Below are 16,956 nucleotides of genomic sequence, written 5' to 3' on the forward strand. Positions count from 1 at the left end.
CTAACCTTCCTTCTCAATTGTGGTTAGGCAATCACGAAGGATCACGCCGTAATCTGTTTTGCCTGGGCAAACAAATGTACACAAGGCTAAATCTTCTTCATCAAGCTCTAAAGCACCAAGTTGTTGCGCACCGTCTGTATCGCCGGCACATAAATCACGCAATAACATTGTTGGTAAAATATCTAACGGCATAACGCGTTCGAAATTACCAATAGGCACCATAGCGCGTGCACTACCATTTGTTGTTGTGGTCATGTTGAACAACTTCTTAGGGAAGAAGTGGCCCATGTAAGCACGCGTAACTGAAAATTTATTAGGACCTGGGTACATGTAGCCAATAAATTCTTTTTCTCTACCTTCTAGGATAAGAGAAATTTGCGTGTGATAACGACCTAAATAGCCGTGAACACCCGAAGCAACAGAACCAAGTAATAATGAACCTGAAACTACACGTACTTCACCATCAATTTTGTCATCAGCAATAATCTCAGCAGAACTAGCACCTAAAGTAGTACGAATTAAGCGAGGATTTTTTGCCGCAGGACCAGCTAAAGAAATAACACGACTGCTATCTAGCTCACCGGTAGTAAATAATTTACCGATAGCAATAACATCTTGGTAACCCGCATGCCATGCAACGTTATCAGCATTTACAGGCTTTAAAAAATGCATGTGTGTGCCAACTAAGCCCGCAGGATGTTTACCGGCAAATTCATTAACCTTAGTCGTTGAATTAACAGCAATATCACTACCTGGTGCTTTACTTACAAATACTTCACCTTCGGTTAAGCGTGCAAGAACAGTTAAGCCATTAACGAAGGCTTCACTTTGCTCAGCAATAATAACCGCTGGATCAGCAGCCAAAGGATTAGTATCCAATGCACTAACAAATACAGCAACAGGCGTTGCATCTACAGCAGGAACTTTACTAAATGGACGTGTGCGTATCGCAGTCCACAAACCTGACTTAACAAGGTTTGAAACAACATCTTCACGTGCAATTGAGTTGAGTTCGTTAGCGGCATATTGCGTAAACGTTTCTTGCTCATTGCCGCCAATTTCGATGACAACAGATTGCAATACGCGCTTTTCACCACGATTTATTTCTTTAACAACACCTGAAGCTTGAGCTGTGAATATAACGCCAGGATTCTTTTTATCTTCAAAAAGTGCCTGACCTTTTTTAACGCTATCTCCAACCTTAACAAACATGGTTGGGCGCATACCCACAAACTCTTCACCTAATGTTGCAACAGTTTTGATGGACGGACCATCATGGATTACCTGCTGGGGGGCACCTACTACAGGAACATCCAGACCTTTTTTTATCGTAATCATAAACACTTGCACTACTTTTGATGGGAGTAATCAAAATCAATTAATTGGTTATCTTTTCACATAACTTATTGCAAAGTTTCACAACAAGAATGGCAAGCTAATAACATAAAAGACCGATTTCAGTGTATTTCAGCAAAATCTTAATTTAGTTTGAATAAATTAAGGTTCACTGGCTCTAGTTAAAATTTCTGGCGCGATTCTAACACAAAACCACATTTTGATTCTATCTTAAGCAGCACAAAAGATAACAATTTAGTCGAATAATCTCTATTTCGAACAAATATAGAACAAAATATACTTTTTTAACCCAATTTATTGACGAAACAGGTTAAATTAAAGCTAAGTTTTGACTATTTATACTACGTTAGAAAGTTGAATACATTCGTTATTTATAACTTAATCTGGCATAAAAAAACCGACAAATTGTCGGTTTTTTTTATAACTATTTACATTCGATAATTGAATAATAAATAAAGAATTATAGTTAACTTATAGCAAGTTATTGATAGCGAGTTCAGGACTAATATCTGCATCATAATCAACACCTGAGACATCAAATCCAAACAATTTTAAAAACTCTTGATGATAACCAACATAATCGGTTAATTCATCAATTGTATCACTATCAACGGTATTCCAAATATCGGTTACACGTTGTTGTACGCTGTCTTCAAGCTCTTTATTGTTTTGGCGTAAACGACCTGCTTCATCAATAGTTGGATTTTTACCGTATATATTTTCTCTAAATAAGGCCTGTATTTGCTCAATACAACCTTCATACGTGCCATCAGCTTTCATGACTTTAAACATCGCTGAAATGTACAACGGCATAATTGGAATCGCTGAACTCGCTTGAGTTACTACCGCATTAAGCGAAGTAACGTAAGCTTCACCTTTAATATTAGCGGTTGTTGTTTTGATTGCTGCTGATGCGCGATCTAAATCTTCTTTCGCACGGCCAATCGTGGCATGTCCGTATATCGGCCAAGTTAATTCTTTACCAATATAGGTGTAAGCAACTGTTTTAAAACCATTAGCTAAAACACCAGCTTCGCCAAGCGCTTTGATCCAAAGTTCCCAATCAGCGCCACCCATCACATCAATAGTACCCTGAATTTCTTCTTCTGACGCTGCATCAACTGACACTGAATCAATAATACGTTTAGAGGTATTTAAGTTCTTGGTCGTTACACTTTGCCCAATAGGTTTCAACGTTGATGAATAGACTTCACCGGTATCAGGATCGGTGCGGCGTGGTGACGCCAAGCTGTATACGATTAGATCAATTTCACCTAATTCAGCTTTTATCGTTTCAATAGCTTTGGCTTTAATTTCATGAGAGAAAGCATCGCCATTAATATTTTTTGACCAAATACCAGCGCTATCTGCGGCAGCTTGAAACGCCGCGGTATTATACCAACCAGCAGAAGCTGTTTTCTTTTCTGTTGGTGGTTTTTCGAAGAAAATACCTAATGTTTTAGCATTATTACCAAAAGCTGCAGTAATTCGAGAAGACAAGCCATAACCTGTTGAAGCACCAATAACTAATACGTTTTTAGGCTTCGCATCAGCTTGTGGCTGACTTTTAACATAAGCAATTTGCTCGTTTACATGTGCTGCACAACCGGCAGGATGAGCGTTAGTACAAATAAAACCACGAATTTTTGGCTTAATAACCATAACTATACCTTCTTAATATCACGTTAATAATCTAGGGTTGAAGCTAACACTTACTGCTCACATCTAAGATTATCGAGTGAAAAATTGATTTATAAAATGAAATTGCCGACTAGTTTACTCTGGCTTGCACCATGATGAGGTGCGACCAGTGGCAATATTCGATATTTTTTTAATATTTCATAAAATTAACGATTTTCGTAATATGCCTGTAATGTTAATTTGTTGTACTCTTTCATTGACGCTAAAAACTCACTATACGATAACCACACGCGAGCAAAGTCTTTATCGGCTTTTACCTGCTCTTTGATCAATTCATCTGTATGGTACTTAAGTGCTTGCATAACTTCAGCTGGAAATTTACGTAATTGCACATTGTGCTCTTCTATCAACGTTTTTAAAGCCGCATTATTTCGGGCATTATACTCTGCCAAAGTAGACTCGTTTGCCGCATTCGCAGCTATCTCAACTATGCTTTGTAAATCAGCAGGCAAGGCATCAAATGCTTCTTGGTTAACTAAAAACTCTAAACCAGTGCCGGGCTCATGCCAAACCGAGGCGTAATAATAATCCGCCGCCTGATAAAAACCAAAAGCTAAATCGTTATAAGGCCCAACCCATTCTGTTGCGTCAATAGCTCCACTTTGTAGCGCCGAAAAAATCTCTCCTCCCGTTAATGTAACTGGAATAGCGCCTGCATTTTTTAGCACTTCGCCAGCGAGTCCTGGAATTCGCATTTTTAAACCTTGTAGATCGGCCACCGAATTAATTTCTTTTTTAAACCAACCACCAAATTGTGCACCTGAGTTACCACCAGGCATTGGCTTAATACCAAAAGGTTTGTAAAGCTCTTGCCAAAGTTCCATGCCACCACCGTAGTGCAGCCAAGCATTAAACTCTGTTGCTGTCATACCAAACGGAATTGCACTAAAAATAGGCGAAGCAGGTATTTTACCTTTCCAGTAATACGAACCACTGTGGCCCATTTGCACTGTACCTTGCGATACTGCATCAAAAACTTCAAAACCCGGCACTAACTCACCAGCGCCGTAAACCTTTACCGTTAAACGGCCATTACTCATAGCATTAACGTAATTGGCAAATTTTTCTGGCGCCATACCTAAACCAGGAAAGTTCTTTGGCCAAGAGGTTACTAGCTTCCAGGCAAACTTTTCTTGTGGTTGAACACTTTGTTCAGTACTCGCTTTACTTTGCTTATCGCCACAAGAAGCTAATGTAAATAGCGCAATGCAGATTAAAATAGATGAACGAACTGTATTTTTTATCATAGTTTTATCCGTAAATTACGTTAGGTAGCCAAGTTACCAAACTCGGCCAGTAGGCTAGTGCACACAGTAATATTAACTGTATAATAATAAAAGGAATAACGCCTTTATAAATTGCCGCGGTCGATACCGCTTGGTCTGCGACACCACGCAAATAAAAGAGTGCAAAACCAAAGGGTGGCGTTAAAAAGGACGTTTGTAGATTAACGGCTATCATAATTCCTAACCAAATAGGGTCTAGGCCCATTGCCATTAGCACAGGTGCAACAATTGGCACCACAACAAACGTTATTTCTATAAAGTCCAAGATAAACCCAAGCAGGAAAATTATCAGCATCACAATCAAAGTTGCACCAACAACCCCACCGGGCATTTGTTGAAATAACCCATGGACTAACTCTTCACCGCCAAAGCCTCTAAATACCAGCGAGAATAAACTAGCACCGATTAAAATTAAAAATACCATTGAAGTAATTTTAACAGTGGTTTGCATCACAGCATTTAGGTTAACTCGGGTTAATTGCTTTTTCCATAGCGCTAATAAAAATGAGCCCATTGCACCAACGCCGGCAGCTTCGGTTGGTGTTGCGTAACCAAAAAGTATCGAACCCAACACCGCAAACATCAACAATAAAGGGGGTAACAACGCTGAAATAAATAGCATTAAAGATAACGATTGTTGTTCTTCGCCATGCAATTTCGGTGCTTGTTTTGGGATCACGTCAGGTCTAAAAATAGCGACAGCAATACAGTATAAAATGTAAAGAATGACGAGTATAAAACCAGGGATAACCGCACCAGCAAATAAATCACCAACCGACACAGTTTTTGGGCTAAAAACCCCCATACTCAATTGAGCTTTTTGATAAGCACTTGAGAGAACATCACCCAGTAATACCAAGGCAATTGAAGGGGGTATTATTTGCCCTAGCGTCCCCGTTGCACAAATAATACCAGAGGAAAATGCAGGGCTGTAACCACGTTTTAGCATGGTAGGTAACGATAATAACCCCATGGTAACTACTGTTGCACCCACAATGCCGGTGCTTGCTGCTAATAGCATACCGACCAAGGTCACTGAAATAGCTAAGCCAACATTGAATCGACCAAACAGCATCGCCATCGCATTGAGCAAATTCTCAGCTATTTTTGAACGCTCAAGCATAGCCCCCATAAAAATAAAAAGTGGTACTGCCAATAAGGTTTGGTTATTAAGCACTCCGTAAAGTCGATTTGGTAATGCATATAAAAAAGAACTTTCGAATACATCAACACTTATACCAATACCGGCAAATAACAAAGCGGTTCCAGCAAGCGATAATGCTACTGGGTAGCCCAGTAATAGAACACCACAAACAACAACAAACATTAATAAGGCTATATATTCCATTATTTAGCCCCTGTACGATTTTCAGTATCGCGTAGGTTATCACTAAGCATTAATATATTACGCACTATTTCAGCTAAGCCTTGTAAAGATAAGGTTATGGCTAATAACAATATTAGAGATTTGTTAAGGTAAACGAGAGGCAAGCCACCGGCTTCTGGCGAACTTTCCATAATATTCCATGACGACAGTACGTAATCTAAACTGATGAAAAAAATAAAAATACAAACAGGTAATAACAAGATTACGCTACCAAACAAATTTAATAGCGCTTTTTGTTTAGGTGAATATTTTTGATAAAATATATCAACACGCACATGACCATCGTGTTTCAACGTGTAAGCAGCACCTAGCATAAAAACAATGCCATGGAAGTAGAGCACCGACTCTTGCATGCCAATCCACCCAAGATTAAAGCCATACCTTAATACCACAATACTAAAAGTTAGCAGTACCATTAGGAGGGTCAACCAAGCAACAGCTTTACCCAGTAGTTCGGTGATAGTATCAATCGTTTGCACAAATTTATTCGCGAGCGTTAACAACATAGCTTTCCATTTATTTTATTATTATTTGAAAATTAATTGCCAAAGTTTACCTAAAGTTACCTCTGTAAGTGCTGATGCACAATGTTCACCATAAGTGGTCATTGTATCTTGAAGTCATTGCACGTTCACATTTATATAAACTCAACACGCTTATATAAATCTATTTTATTTTTGTCTGTAATATCAAAACTGAACGTACACCCATTGCATCACCAGTGCTAAACATCCATGTATTATTGATATTGTTTACATGGATGTAAGTATCTAATTTTTATATTAAACATAAAAGCTGACTTTACATAGTTATGAGTAATTATATTAACTGCTTTTTTTACTTCCCCCTAAGCATTTTGGCGATAAAGGTGTATTTTCAGCGTAATAACTCTTCCACTCTTTTTCAGTATACGTATGGAGGGCAAGAGCATGAATTTTATCTGCAAGCTCTTCAGCTAAAATTGAATTTATAGCACGATGGCGCTTAATTAAACGCTCTCCTTCAAACTCTTCTGAAACTATAATAACTTTAAAATGAGACTCGCTGCCCGGTGCAACATTATGTTGATGACTTTCATTTATAACGTCGAGGTGAAGAGGTGAGAAAGCAGAAAGTAGTTTTTCTTCGATAACGGCTTCGATTGTCATATTTTTTCCCTGAAGTTGATCGGTTAATGGATCAATTTAATTTTAGTCGCTACTGGTAATTATGCCATCTATCTAATCGAGTAACATCGTAATTTGTTATTTAAATGTAAGACCCATATTTTTATGAAGAAATCACTTTATAAACAAATATGACGAAAGGTTAGGTTAACTCGGCTAGTAATTGATTTGGCTCTTTTAGGTAAACTGTGTTGCCAGTATTTTTGGGTGTTACCTCGCATAATTAACAAACTACCCGGTGCAAGACTAATACTCTTTTTTTCTTTAGTTATAATATGCTTTAGTTGAAACTCTCGTTCAGCACCAAAAGATAACGAAGCAATGATTGGTAATGCACCCAGCTCAGGTTCATTATCACTATGCCAACCTACACTATCCTGTTGATCACGATATAAGTTTGCCAATACCGCGTTAAAGTCATGCTGGCAATAACGACTAACTTTTTCTTTAATTGCTAACAAACTGACCGACCAAGGCTCAGCAACTAAGGTGATATTGGAATAGCGGTAACTTAAATAATTGTCACCATACCAAGCCTGTAATCTGGGTATTTTCATTACTTTTCCAAACATTTTAATATCATCATGACGCCAAGCTAAGTTTTGCTTTAAGTCTTGAAAAATTATTTCTGCGTCATGCTTCGAATAAAAATTTTCAATGTACTCAATATCAGCATCTGGACAGTAAATTTTCAAATGAAATGCTTCCTAATTAATCTATGAGGTATATTTTGTAATATTTAACCTTATTATCTCGATAATTTTTGCAATTAACTAGCTCGCAGGGATAATTTTTGACACAATATCCTTTACGCCAACCAAGTATTTATCGCTATGATCAGCCCTTTTATTATCAACGACAAAAATCTTTTTCTCGATCGTTTTCCCACCGGACAGGTAAACCGAAGCTTGCAAGCATGGGATGCAGCAGATGAATATATTATTAGTTATTTAGAGCAACAATCTTTAAGTGACTCAAAACAAAAAATTCTAATTTTTAACGATAATTTTGGCGCTATAACCTGTAATTTAACAGAGCATCAACTGTTCTGTGTAAATGACTCTTTTTTAAGCCATCAAGGCATAGCACTTAATTTAGAGCAAAATGGTTTATCGAATCAGGATGTCACTTTGCTTACCAGCTTAGAGGAGCTGCCAAGTGATATAGACATCGTGCTTTATAAAATACCTAAAGGCAAAGGACTACTCTGCCAGCAACTTAGTCAGATAAAACAACACCTCAGTAAAGATGTTATTTTTATTGCCAGTGATCGTGCTAAAGAAATTCATAGTTCAACACTAAAATTGTTTGAACAGTATTTAGGGACAACAAAAACATCACTAGCGGTGAAAAAAGCCCGACTGGTTTTTTGTGAACTTAATAATGACAAACCAACAACGGCTAATTTCCCCACATCATGGCCATTAGAAAAAACCGACTTTACCTTACATAACCACGCTAATGTTTATGCAAGAGAAAAGCTCGATATTGGTGCCCGCTATTTTATGGAAAATTTACCTGTGATTGCCGCAGAAAAACAGGTTATTGATCTTGGTTGTGGTAACGGAGTCATTGGTTTGCATGTGTTGTCAAAACAACCAAAAGCGCAAGTGCACTTTATTGATGAATCATACATGGCTATTGCCTCAGCAAAACTAAATATCACTGAAAACTTACCCTCAGCTATTGAGCAGTGCCAATTTCAAGTAAATGACTGTTTAACGAGTGTTGAAGGCGGCAGTGTTGATTTAGTATTGTGTAATCCACCCTTTCATCAACAAACAGCTACCACAGATCACATCGCTTGGCAGATGTTTAAAGATAGTCATCGGGTATTGAAAAAAGGCGGTGAATTACGCATTATTGGTAATCGTCAGCTTGGTTATCATATTAAATTAAAACGTATTTTTGGTAATGAAACACTTATAGCTAGTAATGATAAGTTTGTTACTATTTCGGCAATTAAGCGCTAACTTGACACACTTAACCTTGAAGAAATCCATATGAAATCAACACTATTTAAGTTTATGCTTTTAGGTACAACAGCTTTATTAATCGCTTGCAGTACGCCAATCAAACAGGTAATTGTCAGCCCAGAACTTAATATTGGTAGTAGTAACGCCTACCAACAAAAACAAGCGCAATTAGGTTTGCGTGATTTACGCACCTCACCCCACATCGTACAAATTTTACGTACAGGTGAAGCTGCAATATTATATTCACCGCAACAGCCTATTATTGACACCGTAGAAAAATCACTTAGCTCAGCATTAAAAGCTAATGGCTTGCAAATTAAAGCGCCAGCTGCCAATCAAGTTGAAATCATTATCGATAATGCTTTGGTAAGTGTTCAACAATCAATGATGAAATATAGCGCAAGTAATCAAATGAATATTCGTGTGGTTATAAATAATAGTAAAGGTACGTTAACAAAAACATTTAAAATAACGGGCACGAGTAAAGGGCCTCTAAAGGCGGATTTAGCGGTACTAGAGCGTGATTTTAATCAACAACTCGCGAAGTTATTAACACAAATAGTACAAAATGAAGAATTACAGCAGTTTATGCAATAGCTTTCAATGTGTTAACTTTCCTGCTTTTGCTTAAATAGAGAATTTCATCATGAGAAGTTTTTCGGTTATATTTTTATTTTTATTTTCAGTTACCTGTAATGCCAAGAACTTAGCGATAGACCCTGACAATCTATTTCCACAGGTAAAACTTGAAACCTCAATGGGAGTAATTATTGTTGAACTTGATAGAATTCGTGCTCCGTTGACGGTAGATAATTTTTTAACTTATGTTGTTTCAGGCGAGTATGACGACACAATCTTTCATCGTGTGGTGTCTGAATTCATTGTTCAAGGTGGCGGTTATAACGAAAATTTTGAACTTAAAAAAGTAAATGAAAACATAGTAAATGAGTCTGGTAACGGCTTAAAAAATGAAATAGGCACAATCGCCATGGCGAAAGAGCGTCATCCTCACTCAGCCAACAGACAGTTCTTTTTTAATGTTAATGACAATACCAGTTTAGATCCTGGCAGAAAATGGGGATACACTGTTTTTGGCGCTATAACTGAAGGCCAGGAGGTTGTAGATGCTATGGCACTAGTAACAACAGACTATAGTGATGTAATGGGCTGGGAGGATGTTCCTTTAGAACCAATAATGTTAATTAAAGCCAGTTTATTGCCAGCGTTATAAAATGCTTTATCATGATATATATAAAACATTTCAAATATAAAAAATAATAATAAAAACAACAATAATAATAAAATTAACAGCCAATAAAATCCCCTTAAATATCGAGTACTAAATACTCGTTGGGTTCAGTGAATCGCATATGAGTTACAATTTCACTACGTCTTAACTTTGACAATTTTAGTTTTCTCTACGATAACTAAACAATGACAAACAACAAGACACGGAAATTATTACTAACTTATTTCCTTCGCTAAATTATTTATTGGCTAAATATTACATAAGGAATGTCATGATAATTGAGCAGTTTATCAATGAAAAAATCACACAAATCAGGGCCTATATTACCGCGGTTATCAATCATTCTATCCATTATACTGAACTCGACCATTTCGTCGAAAATACGATGGCAGAATGGACCTTACTCAGTGTTAGTGACGAAACCCCCAGTAATGCGAGAGAACGTGTGTTTTGGCATATAATGCATGAACTATGCCTTCATAGTGCTAATGATCTTGAACGAGATTTATACTTCAAAAGTGAAATATCTACCTGCTTAGATTTTTTCTCAGGTACAGGCAGTTACCCTATTGACTGCATAGGTTGGCGACCGCTGCCATAACCTCTAGAAATAAGCCTACAAAAGCAGGTTATAGGAAACAACTAATTACCTGTTACCAAAGATTAAACTTCTGTTTACTAATACATTTTGATAGCCTATTAGCTTACCTTCTCGCATTCATTAGGCTTTGAGCAATGCAATCTCCAACCTTTAAGCAAGCAATATTTAATCGTCGCATGCTAATTTGTATATTCACTGGCTTTAGCTCTGGGCTACCTTTGTTTATTTTATACCAACTCGTGCCGGGTTGGTTACGCTCTGAAGGAGTCAGCCTGACTGAAATAGGCTTATTCTCATTAATTGGTATTCCGTACGTTTGGAAGTTTATTTGGTCACCTTTAATGGACAGGTACTCTTTACCTGTTCTTGGTCGACGCCGCAGTTGGATGTTACTTACCCAAGTACTTTTACTCTTCTCCATTGCTGGTTTTGGGTTTGTTGACCCTGTAATGAACATTTGGAGTGTTGCTTATTTAGCTGCCTCTGTTGCATTTTTTAGTGCTAGCCAAGATATAGTACTCGACGCTTACCGGCGTGAACTTCTACCTGAGCATGAATTGGGTTTAGGTAATTCTATTCACGTACAAGCTTATCGACTTTCTGGCTTAGTACCCGGTTCATTAGCATTTATTCTAGCTGATCACATCAGTTGGCAAGCCGTATTCCTTATTGTTGCGGCTTTTATGTTTATTGGTATTTTTCTTAGCCTGACAATAAAAGAGCTTAACAATAGCGCACAAGCGCCAAAAACTTTACAAGATGCGGTTGTCTTGCCCTTTAAAGACTTTATCAACAGAGAAGGCATAAAATCAGCCTTGCTAATACTCGCTTTTTTATTTTTATATAAGCTAGGCGATAGTATGGCGACAGCATTACAAACACCTTTTTTCATTGATTTGGGCTTCACAAAAACTGAAATTGGTGTTGTTGCTAAAACCGCGTCATTAATTGCTATGACCATAGGTTTGGCGGTTGGTGGTATAGTAATGATTAAGCTGAGTATTAATCGAGCCCTTTGGTTATTTGGTTTTGTGCAAATAATCAGTATTTTAGGTTTTGCTGCTTTAGCTGAAATTGGTCACAATACTTACGCCTTAGCTTTTGCAATGGGTTTTGAATACTTGGGCGTAGGCCTGGGTACAGCGGCCTTTACAGCTTTTATTGCTAGAGCAACTAACCCTGCATTTGCTGCAACGCAATTTGCATTATTTACAGCATTAACGGCATTACCCAGAACATTTGCGAATGCCACCACAGGCATGATTGTCGAACAGATAGGTTGGACTAATTTTTACTTCATATGCACCGCGTTAGCGATACCGGGTATGCTAATGCTATTAAAAGTTGCGCCATGGCGTGAACCAACTAAACAAGCAACGCAGGAGATAGCGTAACTATGATCAAACTATTTTTTCTTGTACCTATATTAATGTGCGCTATTTGGTATTGGTATTTAAAAAGTAATAACTACACCCTAAAAGAAGGATTAAAAGGCTTCGGTTATATTTTTGCTTTTAACGGTACAATTATCGCATTTTTTGTATTAATGTTATTTATAACGAATTAGTTAAATAGAATATATTTAATGGCTAAAATAAATAACTCATCGTTTTTAAATAGTCTACACCTAATGTTTCGGGTTAGTTAGTTCACCAAATACCTGATTATTATCTCATGTTATAAATACAATTTTTATCTATAAGGAAAATTCATGAAAACTTTACCAAGCCTAATATTATTAACAGCGGCTATATCAACAGCAAGCTTTTTAACCTTAACCACTAGCGCACAAGCAACAGAAGTAAGACAAGCAAGTAATGAAAAACAAGCTGATACGGCAATTACCTACCGTAAGTCTGTTCTGCAGTTAATTCGCAGTAATATGGGCCCCTTAGGCGCTATGGCTAAAGGTAATATTCCTATGAATGCTGATGTGATTACAAAAAACGCTGAGCGTATAGCTTTTTTAGCACCAATGATGCATGACTACTTTTCGCTGGATACCAGTAAATTTAATATAAAAACTGATGCTAAAGACAGCATTTGGTCAAACCATAAAGATTTTAGCAATAAAATAGATGACTTAGTTACTGCGGCTAATGGCTTAAAAATGGTTGGAGAAAAGAATGAAAAAGATAGTTTTAAAAAAGCTATCGGTGCCGTTGGCGCAAGCTGTAAATCTTGTCATGATGATTTTAAAAAAGATTAAACGCTTATAAAAAAAAGTGCTCTCAATGAGTAAAATCAATGAAAGCACTTTTCCCCTAAAAATTCAGTCTGCTAAAGCCAATTCCATAATACAATTATAGCTGTACTTCAAACTACTTGAACTAGCGCATTAGTAACCAAAATAGTCATCAACAGGTACTGGCGGCCATATTTCAATAATGAAATATAAAGTTATCGCTGTCATAGCAATACAGACTATAAAGCCTAACCACGGAAACGATCCTTGAGAATGTACAGCTTCATTTACTGTTTTCTTACCGGTGATCATTGCACTTGTTAAATGTTTTTTGTGCTTAATTTTATAAAACAAAATTACGCCTATATGCAGAACAATAAAGCCGAGTAGCACATAAACTATATTGTGATGTATAAAATTAGCTATAGCTTGCCAAAAATTATTCAGTACACCGTAGTATGGAGCATCATTAAAAATGTCATCTGTGGTAAATAAGCCGCTAATCGCCTGAGCTAGTATTAGTGACAACAAGGCTATAACAGAATAAGCGCCCATTGGGTTATGCCCAATGTAATCTTGTGAGCCTTTACCGCGTAAGTAATGTAAGGTCTTTATAGGTGATATGACAAACTGACTAAACTTAGCGTAGTAAGTACCTAATACTCCCCATAAAATTCTAAAAATGACGATAGCAAGGCAGGCGTAACCGCCATAAAAATGCCACTGCGTAGCATTGGCTAGCATTTCTTCATCTAATACTTTTACACTGATAAATTGAAAAGCAATAATGATGACCAACAACCAGTGACAGATCCGAATAGGCAGATCCCACACTTTTATTTTCATCTCACTTACCCTCTTTAACTCATTCATACCAAATAAAATAAACAATCGAACACATCTAAGTGACCGAAACTGTTAATCATTACATTTTTCAAAAAATGTACTATAGCAATGTTCAAAGTAGGTCAGCGATTTTATTTAATAAATTATTAAAGATTAATAGCAAGGAAGGTAATACGAAGCGTTGGAGTGGGAGTTGGAGTTGGAGTTGGTATAAATATTACACTACAAAATAAGGTTTCAGCAATTTGTTAACATAATTATATAGCTGCGATTCCAAGTTGAGCTATTAACTCAGTCTAAAACGCAGCTATAAATATTTTGTTAATATTATTTTGTTAATATTATTTTGTTAATATTGTTGTGTTAATAATATTTTTAACCAGTACCGACATAGATACTGGCTAAAAAATATATTTACTCAGCTAATGGACGCATGTGAGGGAACAATATAACGTCTTTAATCGTTGGTGAATCTGTGAATAACATCACTAATCGATCAATACCAATACCTTCACCAGCAGTTGGTGGTAAACCGTATTCAAGCGCTTGAATATAATCTGCGTCATAATGCATTGCTTCATCATCACCCGCGTCTTTACCCGCTACTTGGTTTTGGAAACGTGCAGCTTGGTCTTCAGCATCGTTAAGCTCTGAGAAACCATTGGCTAATTCGCGTCCACCAACGAAGAATTCAAAACGATCAGTTATGAATGGGTTGTCATCATTACGACGTGCTAATGGAGAAACTTCCCACGGATATTCTGTGATAAACGTAGGTTGGTCAAGCATATGCTCCGCAACTTCTTCAAATATTTCACAAATATATTTACCTGCACCCCAAACTTTCGACGCGTCAGTTTCTTTCACGCCAACAGCTTTTGCCATTGCTTTAAGCGCGTCAAAGTTAGCTTCAGGGTTACGTAAAACATTTTCGTCTAAATCATTACCGTGCAATAAAATCGCATCAACCATTGATAAACGAGTAAACTTTTGGCCAAAGTCATAGAACTTCTCTTCTACTACTTCACCATCAGCGTTTTTAACCGTATTACGAATAACAGAAGACCCCATTACGTCTTCAGCTAGTGTACGTAGCATGTCTTCAGTAAGGTTCATAAGGTCATGGTAATCAGCATAAGCTTGATAGAATTCAATCATAGTGAATTCTGGGTTATGACGTGTTGATAAACCTTCGTTACGGAAGTTACGGTTAATCTCAAATACTTTTTCAAACCCACCTACAACCAAACGTTTTAAATAAAGCTCTGGTGCGATACGCATATACATTTGAATGTCTAAGGCATTATGAAAAGTTTCAAAAGGCTTAGCTGATGCGCCACCAGGAATAGTTTGTAGCATAGGTGTTTCAACTTCCATAAAATCACGGTCAGTTAAAAATTTACGAATACCATCAACAATTTTTGAGCGAATTTTAAAGGTATTACGGGTATCTTCGTTGATGATCAAATCAACGTAACGTTGACGATATTTTGTTTCAACGTCTGATAAACCGTGAAATTTTTCTGGTAATGGACGTAACGATTTAGTTAACAGCTCGTATTTATCCATATTAACGTACAAGTCACCTTTACCCGACATATGCATAGTACCGGTAACACCGATAATATCGCCAATATCTAAAGTGCCCCAACGCTCTTTAATATCTTTTTGCACTGTTTTGTGGGCATAAGCTTGAATGCGACCTGTCATATCTTGCAATACTAAGAATGGACCACGTTTAGCCATAACACGACCAGCAATGCTGTAAAGACCAGTTTCAGCTTCAAGCGTTTCTTTATCTTTTTCACCGTGTTCAGCTTGTAAATCAGCAGCATAGTGTTTTCGGTCAAACTTATTAGGGTGGCCATTAGCCGGACAGTTTTCTCGAATTTTTACTAATTTGCCACGACGCTCGGCAATCAACTTGTTTTCGTCTTGGTTTGCTTGATCAGTCATTTTATTTCTCGTGTTTAACGTAATATTGCTATTTAAATTAATGAAATTATTATAAGCCAGATTTTAAACTAGCTTCTAGAAATTTGTTTAAGTCACCATCCAATACGGCTTGCGTATTTCGATTTTCGACTCCGGTACGTAAATCTTTAATGCGACTGTCATCTAATACATAAGAGCGTATTTGGCTGCCCCATCCGATATCAGACTTTCCGTCTTCTAACTCTTGTTTACCTTCGTTCTGTTTTTGCATTTCCATTTCATACAACTTAGCTTTTAAAAGCTTCATCGCTGTTGCACGGTTTTTATGCTGAGAACGATCCGCCTGACAAGCCACTACTGCACCTGTTGGTTCATGGGTAATACGTATGGCAGAATCTGTTTTGTTAACATGTTGACCACCGGCACCAGAAGCACGAAAGGTATCTATGCGAAGATCTGCTGGGTTAATATCAATTTCGATATTGTCGTCAATTTCTGGGTAGATAAAAGCAGAAGCAAACGAAGTATGTCGACGGCCACTAGAGTCAAACGGTGATTTGCGTACTAAACGATGTACGCCGGTTTCTGTTCGCAGCCAACCAAAAGCATATTCGCCGGTGTATTTAATAGTACAACCTTTAATGCCGGCGACATCTCCGCCGGTCACTTCAATCGCTTCGGTTTTATAACCGTTGGCTTCACCCCAGCGTAAATACATACGCATGAGCATTTCAGCCCAATCTTGTGCTTCTGTACCGCCTGAGCCTGACTGAATATCTAAGTAGCAGTTATTCGCATCGTGCTCGCCAGAGAACATACGGCGAAACTCTAACTTTTCAAGGCTAGTTTCTAACGCTTTTGTTTCCGCTTCGGCATCATTAAAAGTTTCTTCGTCTTCAGCTTCAACAGCAAGCTCCACTAAGCCTTCGATATCTTCACAACCTGAATCCATCTCGTCAATGGTTTCAACAACGGCTTCTAATGCCGCGCGCTCACGACCCAATGCTTGTGCACGCTCTGGATCATTCCATACATCTGCTGATTCTAACTCGCGTGAAACTTCAACCAAACGTTCTGACTTTTGATCGTAGTCAAAGGTACCCCCGAAGCAAATTGGTGCGTTCGCGAATTTCTTTAACTTTATTGAGTACTGGGTTAACTTCTAACATACTTTTTACTGATACGCCGTCATGGATGAATATAATGGGTGAATATAGTTGCTAAATATAACAAAAAAAACAGTCGCGCATTGTAGCTTAATTATACGA

General features: G+C 37.5%; 16 protein-coding genes. 6 read left to right on the forward strand and 10 right to left on the reverse strand.

Going from position 1 to position 16,956, the window contains the following annotated elements:
- The 7 genes from DBO93_RS14185 to DBO93_RS14215 form a co-directional block, all read right to left on the reverse strand.
- Positions 1–1,338 (reverse strand): Na(+)-translocating NADH-quinone reductase subunit A, encoded by a 1,338-nt coding sequence (locus DBO93_RS14185; RefSeq protein WP_108457862.1) that lies wholly within the window; start codon positions 1,336–1,338, stop codon positions 1–3.
- A 489-nt stretch (positions 1,339–1,827) separates the two neighbouring features.
- On the reverse strand, positions 1,828–3,018 hold the full coding sequence (gene fabV / locus DBO93_RS14190; protein WP_108456919.1) for an enoyl-ACP reductase FabV: 1,191 nt from the start codon (positions 3,016–3,018) through the stop codon (positions 1,828–1,830).
- Between the two features lie 185 nt (positions 3,019–3,203).
- Complete coding sequence (locus DBO93_RS14195) at positions 3,204–4,304, reverse strand: TRAP transporter substrate-binding protein (protein ID WP_108456920.1); 1,101 nt, start codon at positions 4,302–4,304, stop codon at positions 3,204–3,206.
- A gap of 4 nt (positions 4,305–4,308) precedes the next feature.
- A complete protein-coding gene (locus DBO93_RS14200) occupies positions 4,309–5,691 on the reverse strand; it encodes a TRAP transporter large permease subunit (protein ID WP_108456921.1) in 1,383 nt (460 codons plus the stop codon).
- Entirely contained in the window at positions 5,691–6,236 is a 546-nt protein-coding gene (locus DBO93_RS14205; RefSeq protein WP_108456922.1) for a TRAP transporter small permease subunit, read from the reverse strand. Before DBO93_RS14205 ends, DBO93_RS14200 begins: the two co-directional genes overlap by 1 nt.
- A gap of 318 nt (positions 6,237–6,554) precedes the next feature.
- The gene (gene bolA / locus DBO93_RS14210) at positions 6,555–6,878 is read right to left on the reverse strand and encodes a transcriptional regulator BolA (protein ID WP_108456923.1); all 324 of its coding nucleotides are present in this window, start codon (positions 6,876–6,878) and stop codon (positions 6,555–6,557) included.
- Between the two features lie 137 nt (positions 6,879–7,015).
- Positions 7,016–7,591, reverse strand: a complete 576-nt coding sequence (locus DBO93_RS14215) for an alpha-ketoglutarate-dependent dioxygenase AlkB (RefSeq protein ID WP_108456924.1) — start codon at positions 7,589–7,591, stop codon at positions 7,016–7,018.
- A 138-nt stretch (positions 7,592–7,729) separates the two neighbouring features.
- Between DBO93_RS14215 and DBO93_RS14220 the strand changes: the two genes are divergently transcribed.
- The 6 genes from DBO93_RS14220 to DBO93_RS14245 all read left to right on the forward strand — a co-directional run bounded on the left by DBO93_RS14220 (position 7,730) and on the right by DBO93_RS14245 (position 12,931).
- Positions 7,730–8,869: a methyltransferase gene (locus tag DBO93_RS14220; RefSeq protein WP_108456925.1), complete on the forward strand. Its 1,140-nt coding sequence runs from the start codon at positions 7,730–7,732 to the stop codon at positions 8,867–8,869.
- A 30-nt stretch (positions 8,870–8,899) separates the two neighbouring features.
- On the forward strand, positions 8,900–9,469 hold the full coding sequence (locus tag DBO93_RS14225) for a YajG family lipoprotein (RefSeq protein WP_108456926.1): 570 nt from the start codon (positions 8,900–8,902) through the stop codon (positions 9,467–9,469).
- A gap of 46 nt (positions 9,470–9,515) precedes the next feature.
- Positions 9,516–10,103 carry a peptidylprolyl isomerase gene (locus DBO93_RS14230; protein WP_239059214.1) on the forward strand — a complete coding sequence of 196 codons (588 nt, stop codon included), beginning with the start codon at positions 9,516–9,518 and terminating at the stop codon, positions 10,101–10,103.
- A gap of 289 nt (positions 10,104–10,392) precedes the next feature.
- Positions 10,393–10,722: a hypothetical protein gene (locus tag DBO93_RS14235; protein WP_108456928.1), complete on the forward strand. Its 330-nt coding sequence runs from the start codon at positions 10,393–10,395 to the stop codon at positions 10,720–10,722.
- 134 nt (positions 10,723–10,856) lie between these two features.
- Positions 10,857–12,116, forward strand: a complete 1,260-nt coding sequence (locus DBO93_RS14240; protein ID WP_108456929.1) for an AmpG family muropeptide MFS transporter — start codon at positions 10,857–10,859, stop codon at positions 12,114–12,116.
- A gap of 317 nt (positions 12,117–12,433) precedes the next feature.
- A complete protein-coding gene (locus DBO93_RS14245) occupies positions 12,434–12,931 on the forward strand; it encodes a cytochrome c (RefSeq protein WP_108456930.1) in 498 nt (165 codons plus the stop codon).
- Positions 12,932–13,060: 129 nt separating this feature from the next.
- Here the strand turns inward: DBO93_RS14245 and DBO93_RS14250 are convergent, their stop codons facing one another.
- The 3 genes from DBO93_RS14250 to prfB all read right to left on the reverse strand — a co-directional run bounded on the left by DBO93_RS14250 (position 13,061) and on the right by prfB (position 16,857).
- Positions 13,061–13,753 (reverse strand): cytochrome b/b6 domain-containing protein, encoded by a 693-nt coding sequence (locus tag DBO93_RS14250; RefSeq protein ID WP_162533796.1) that lies wholly within the window; start codon positions 13,751–13,753, stop codon positions 13,061–13,063.
- A 414-nt stretch (positions 13,754–14,167) separates the two neighbouring features.
- Positions 14,168–15,709: a lysine--tRNA ligase gene (gene lysS / locus DBO93_RS14255; protein WP_108456932.1), complete on the reverse strand. Its 1,542-nt coding sequence runs from the start codon at positions 15,707–15,709 to the stop codon at positions 14,168–14,170.
- 49 nt (positions 15,710–15,758) lie between these two features.
- A protein-coding gene (gene prfB / locus DBO93_RS14260; protein WP_162533797.1) for a peptide chain release factor 2 occupies positions 15,759–16,857 on the reverse strand; the annotation gives its coding sequence in 2 pieces (ribosomal slippage) (positions 15,759–16,781 and positions 16,783–16,857; 1,098 coding nt in all).
- Positions 16,858–16,956 lie beyond the last annotated feature (99 nt).

The organism is Colwellia sp. Arc7-D (genome assembly GCF_003061515.1).
Classification (GTDB): Bacteria; Pseudomonadota; Gammaproteobacteria; order Enterobacterales; family Alteromonadaceae; genus Cognaticolwellia.

What these genes read in the sequence shown, in the direction of transcription:
- DBO93_RS14185 (WP_108457862.1), bottom strand. Translation starts at nt 1,338, where the DNA reads ATGATTACGATAAAAAAAGGTCTGGATGTTCCTGTAGTAGGTGCCCCC.
- fabV (WP_108456919.1), bottom strand. Translation starts at nt 3,018, where the DNA reads ATGGTTATTAAGCCAAAAATTCGTGGTTTTATTTGTACTAACGCTCAT.
- DBO93_RS14195 (WP_108456920.1), bottom strand. Translation starts at nt 4,304, where the DNA reads ATGATAAAAAATACAGTTCGTTCATCTATTTTAATCTGCATTGCGCTA.
- DBO93_RS14200 (WP_108456921.1), bottom strand. Translation starts at nt 5,691, where the DNA reads ATGGAATATATAGCCTTATTAATGTTTGTTGTTGTTTGTGGTGTTCTA.
- DBO93_RS14205 (WP_108456922.1), bottom strand. Translation starts at nt 6,236, where the DNA reads ATGTTGTTAACGCTCGCGAATAAATTTGTGCAAACGATTGATACTATC.
- bolA (WP_108456923.1), bottom strand. Translation starts at nt 6,878, where the DNA reads ATGACAATCGAAGCCGTTATCGAAGAAAAACTACTTTCTGCTTTCTCA.
- DBO93_RS14220 (WP_108456925.1), top strand. Translation starts at nt 7,730, where the DNA reads ATGATCAGCCCTTTTATTATCAACGACAAAAATCTTTTTCTCGATCGT.
- DBO93_RS14225 (WP_108456926.1), top strand. Translation starts at nt 8,900, where the DNA reads ATGAAATCAACACTATTTAAGTTTATGCTTTTAGGTACAACAGCTTTA.
- DBO93_RS14235 (WP_108456928.1), top strand. Translation starts at nt 10,393, where the DNA reads ATGATAATTGAGCAGTTTATCAATGAAAAAATCACACAAATCAGGGCC.
- DBO93_RS14240 (WP_108456929.1), top strand. Translation starts at nt 10,857, where the DNA reads ATGCAATCTCCAACCTTTAAGCAAGCAATATTTAATCGTCGCATGCTA.
- DBO93_RS14245 (WP_108456930.1), top strand. Translation starts at nt 12,434, where the DNA reads ATGAAAACTTTACCAAGCCTAATATTATTAACAGCGGCTATATCAACA.
- DBO93_RS14250 (WP_162533796.1), bottom strand. Translation starts at nt 13,753, where the DNA reads ATGAAAATAAAAGTGTGGGATCTGCCTATTCGGATCTGTCACTGGTTG.
- lysS (WP_108456932.1), bottom strand. Translation starts at nt 15,709, where the DNA reads ATGACTGATCAAGCAAACCAAGACGAAAACAAGTTGATTGCCGAGCGT.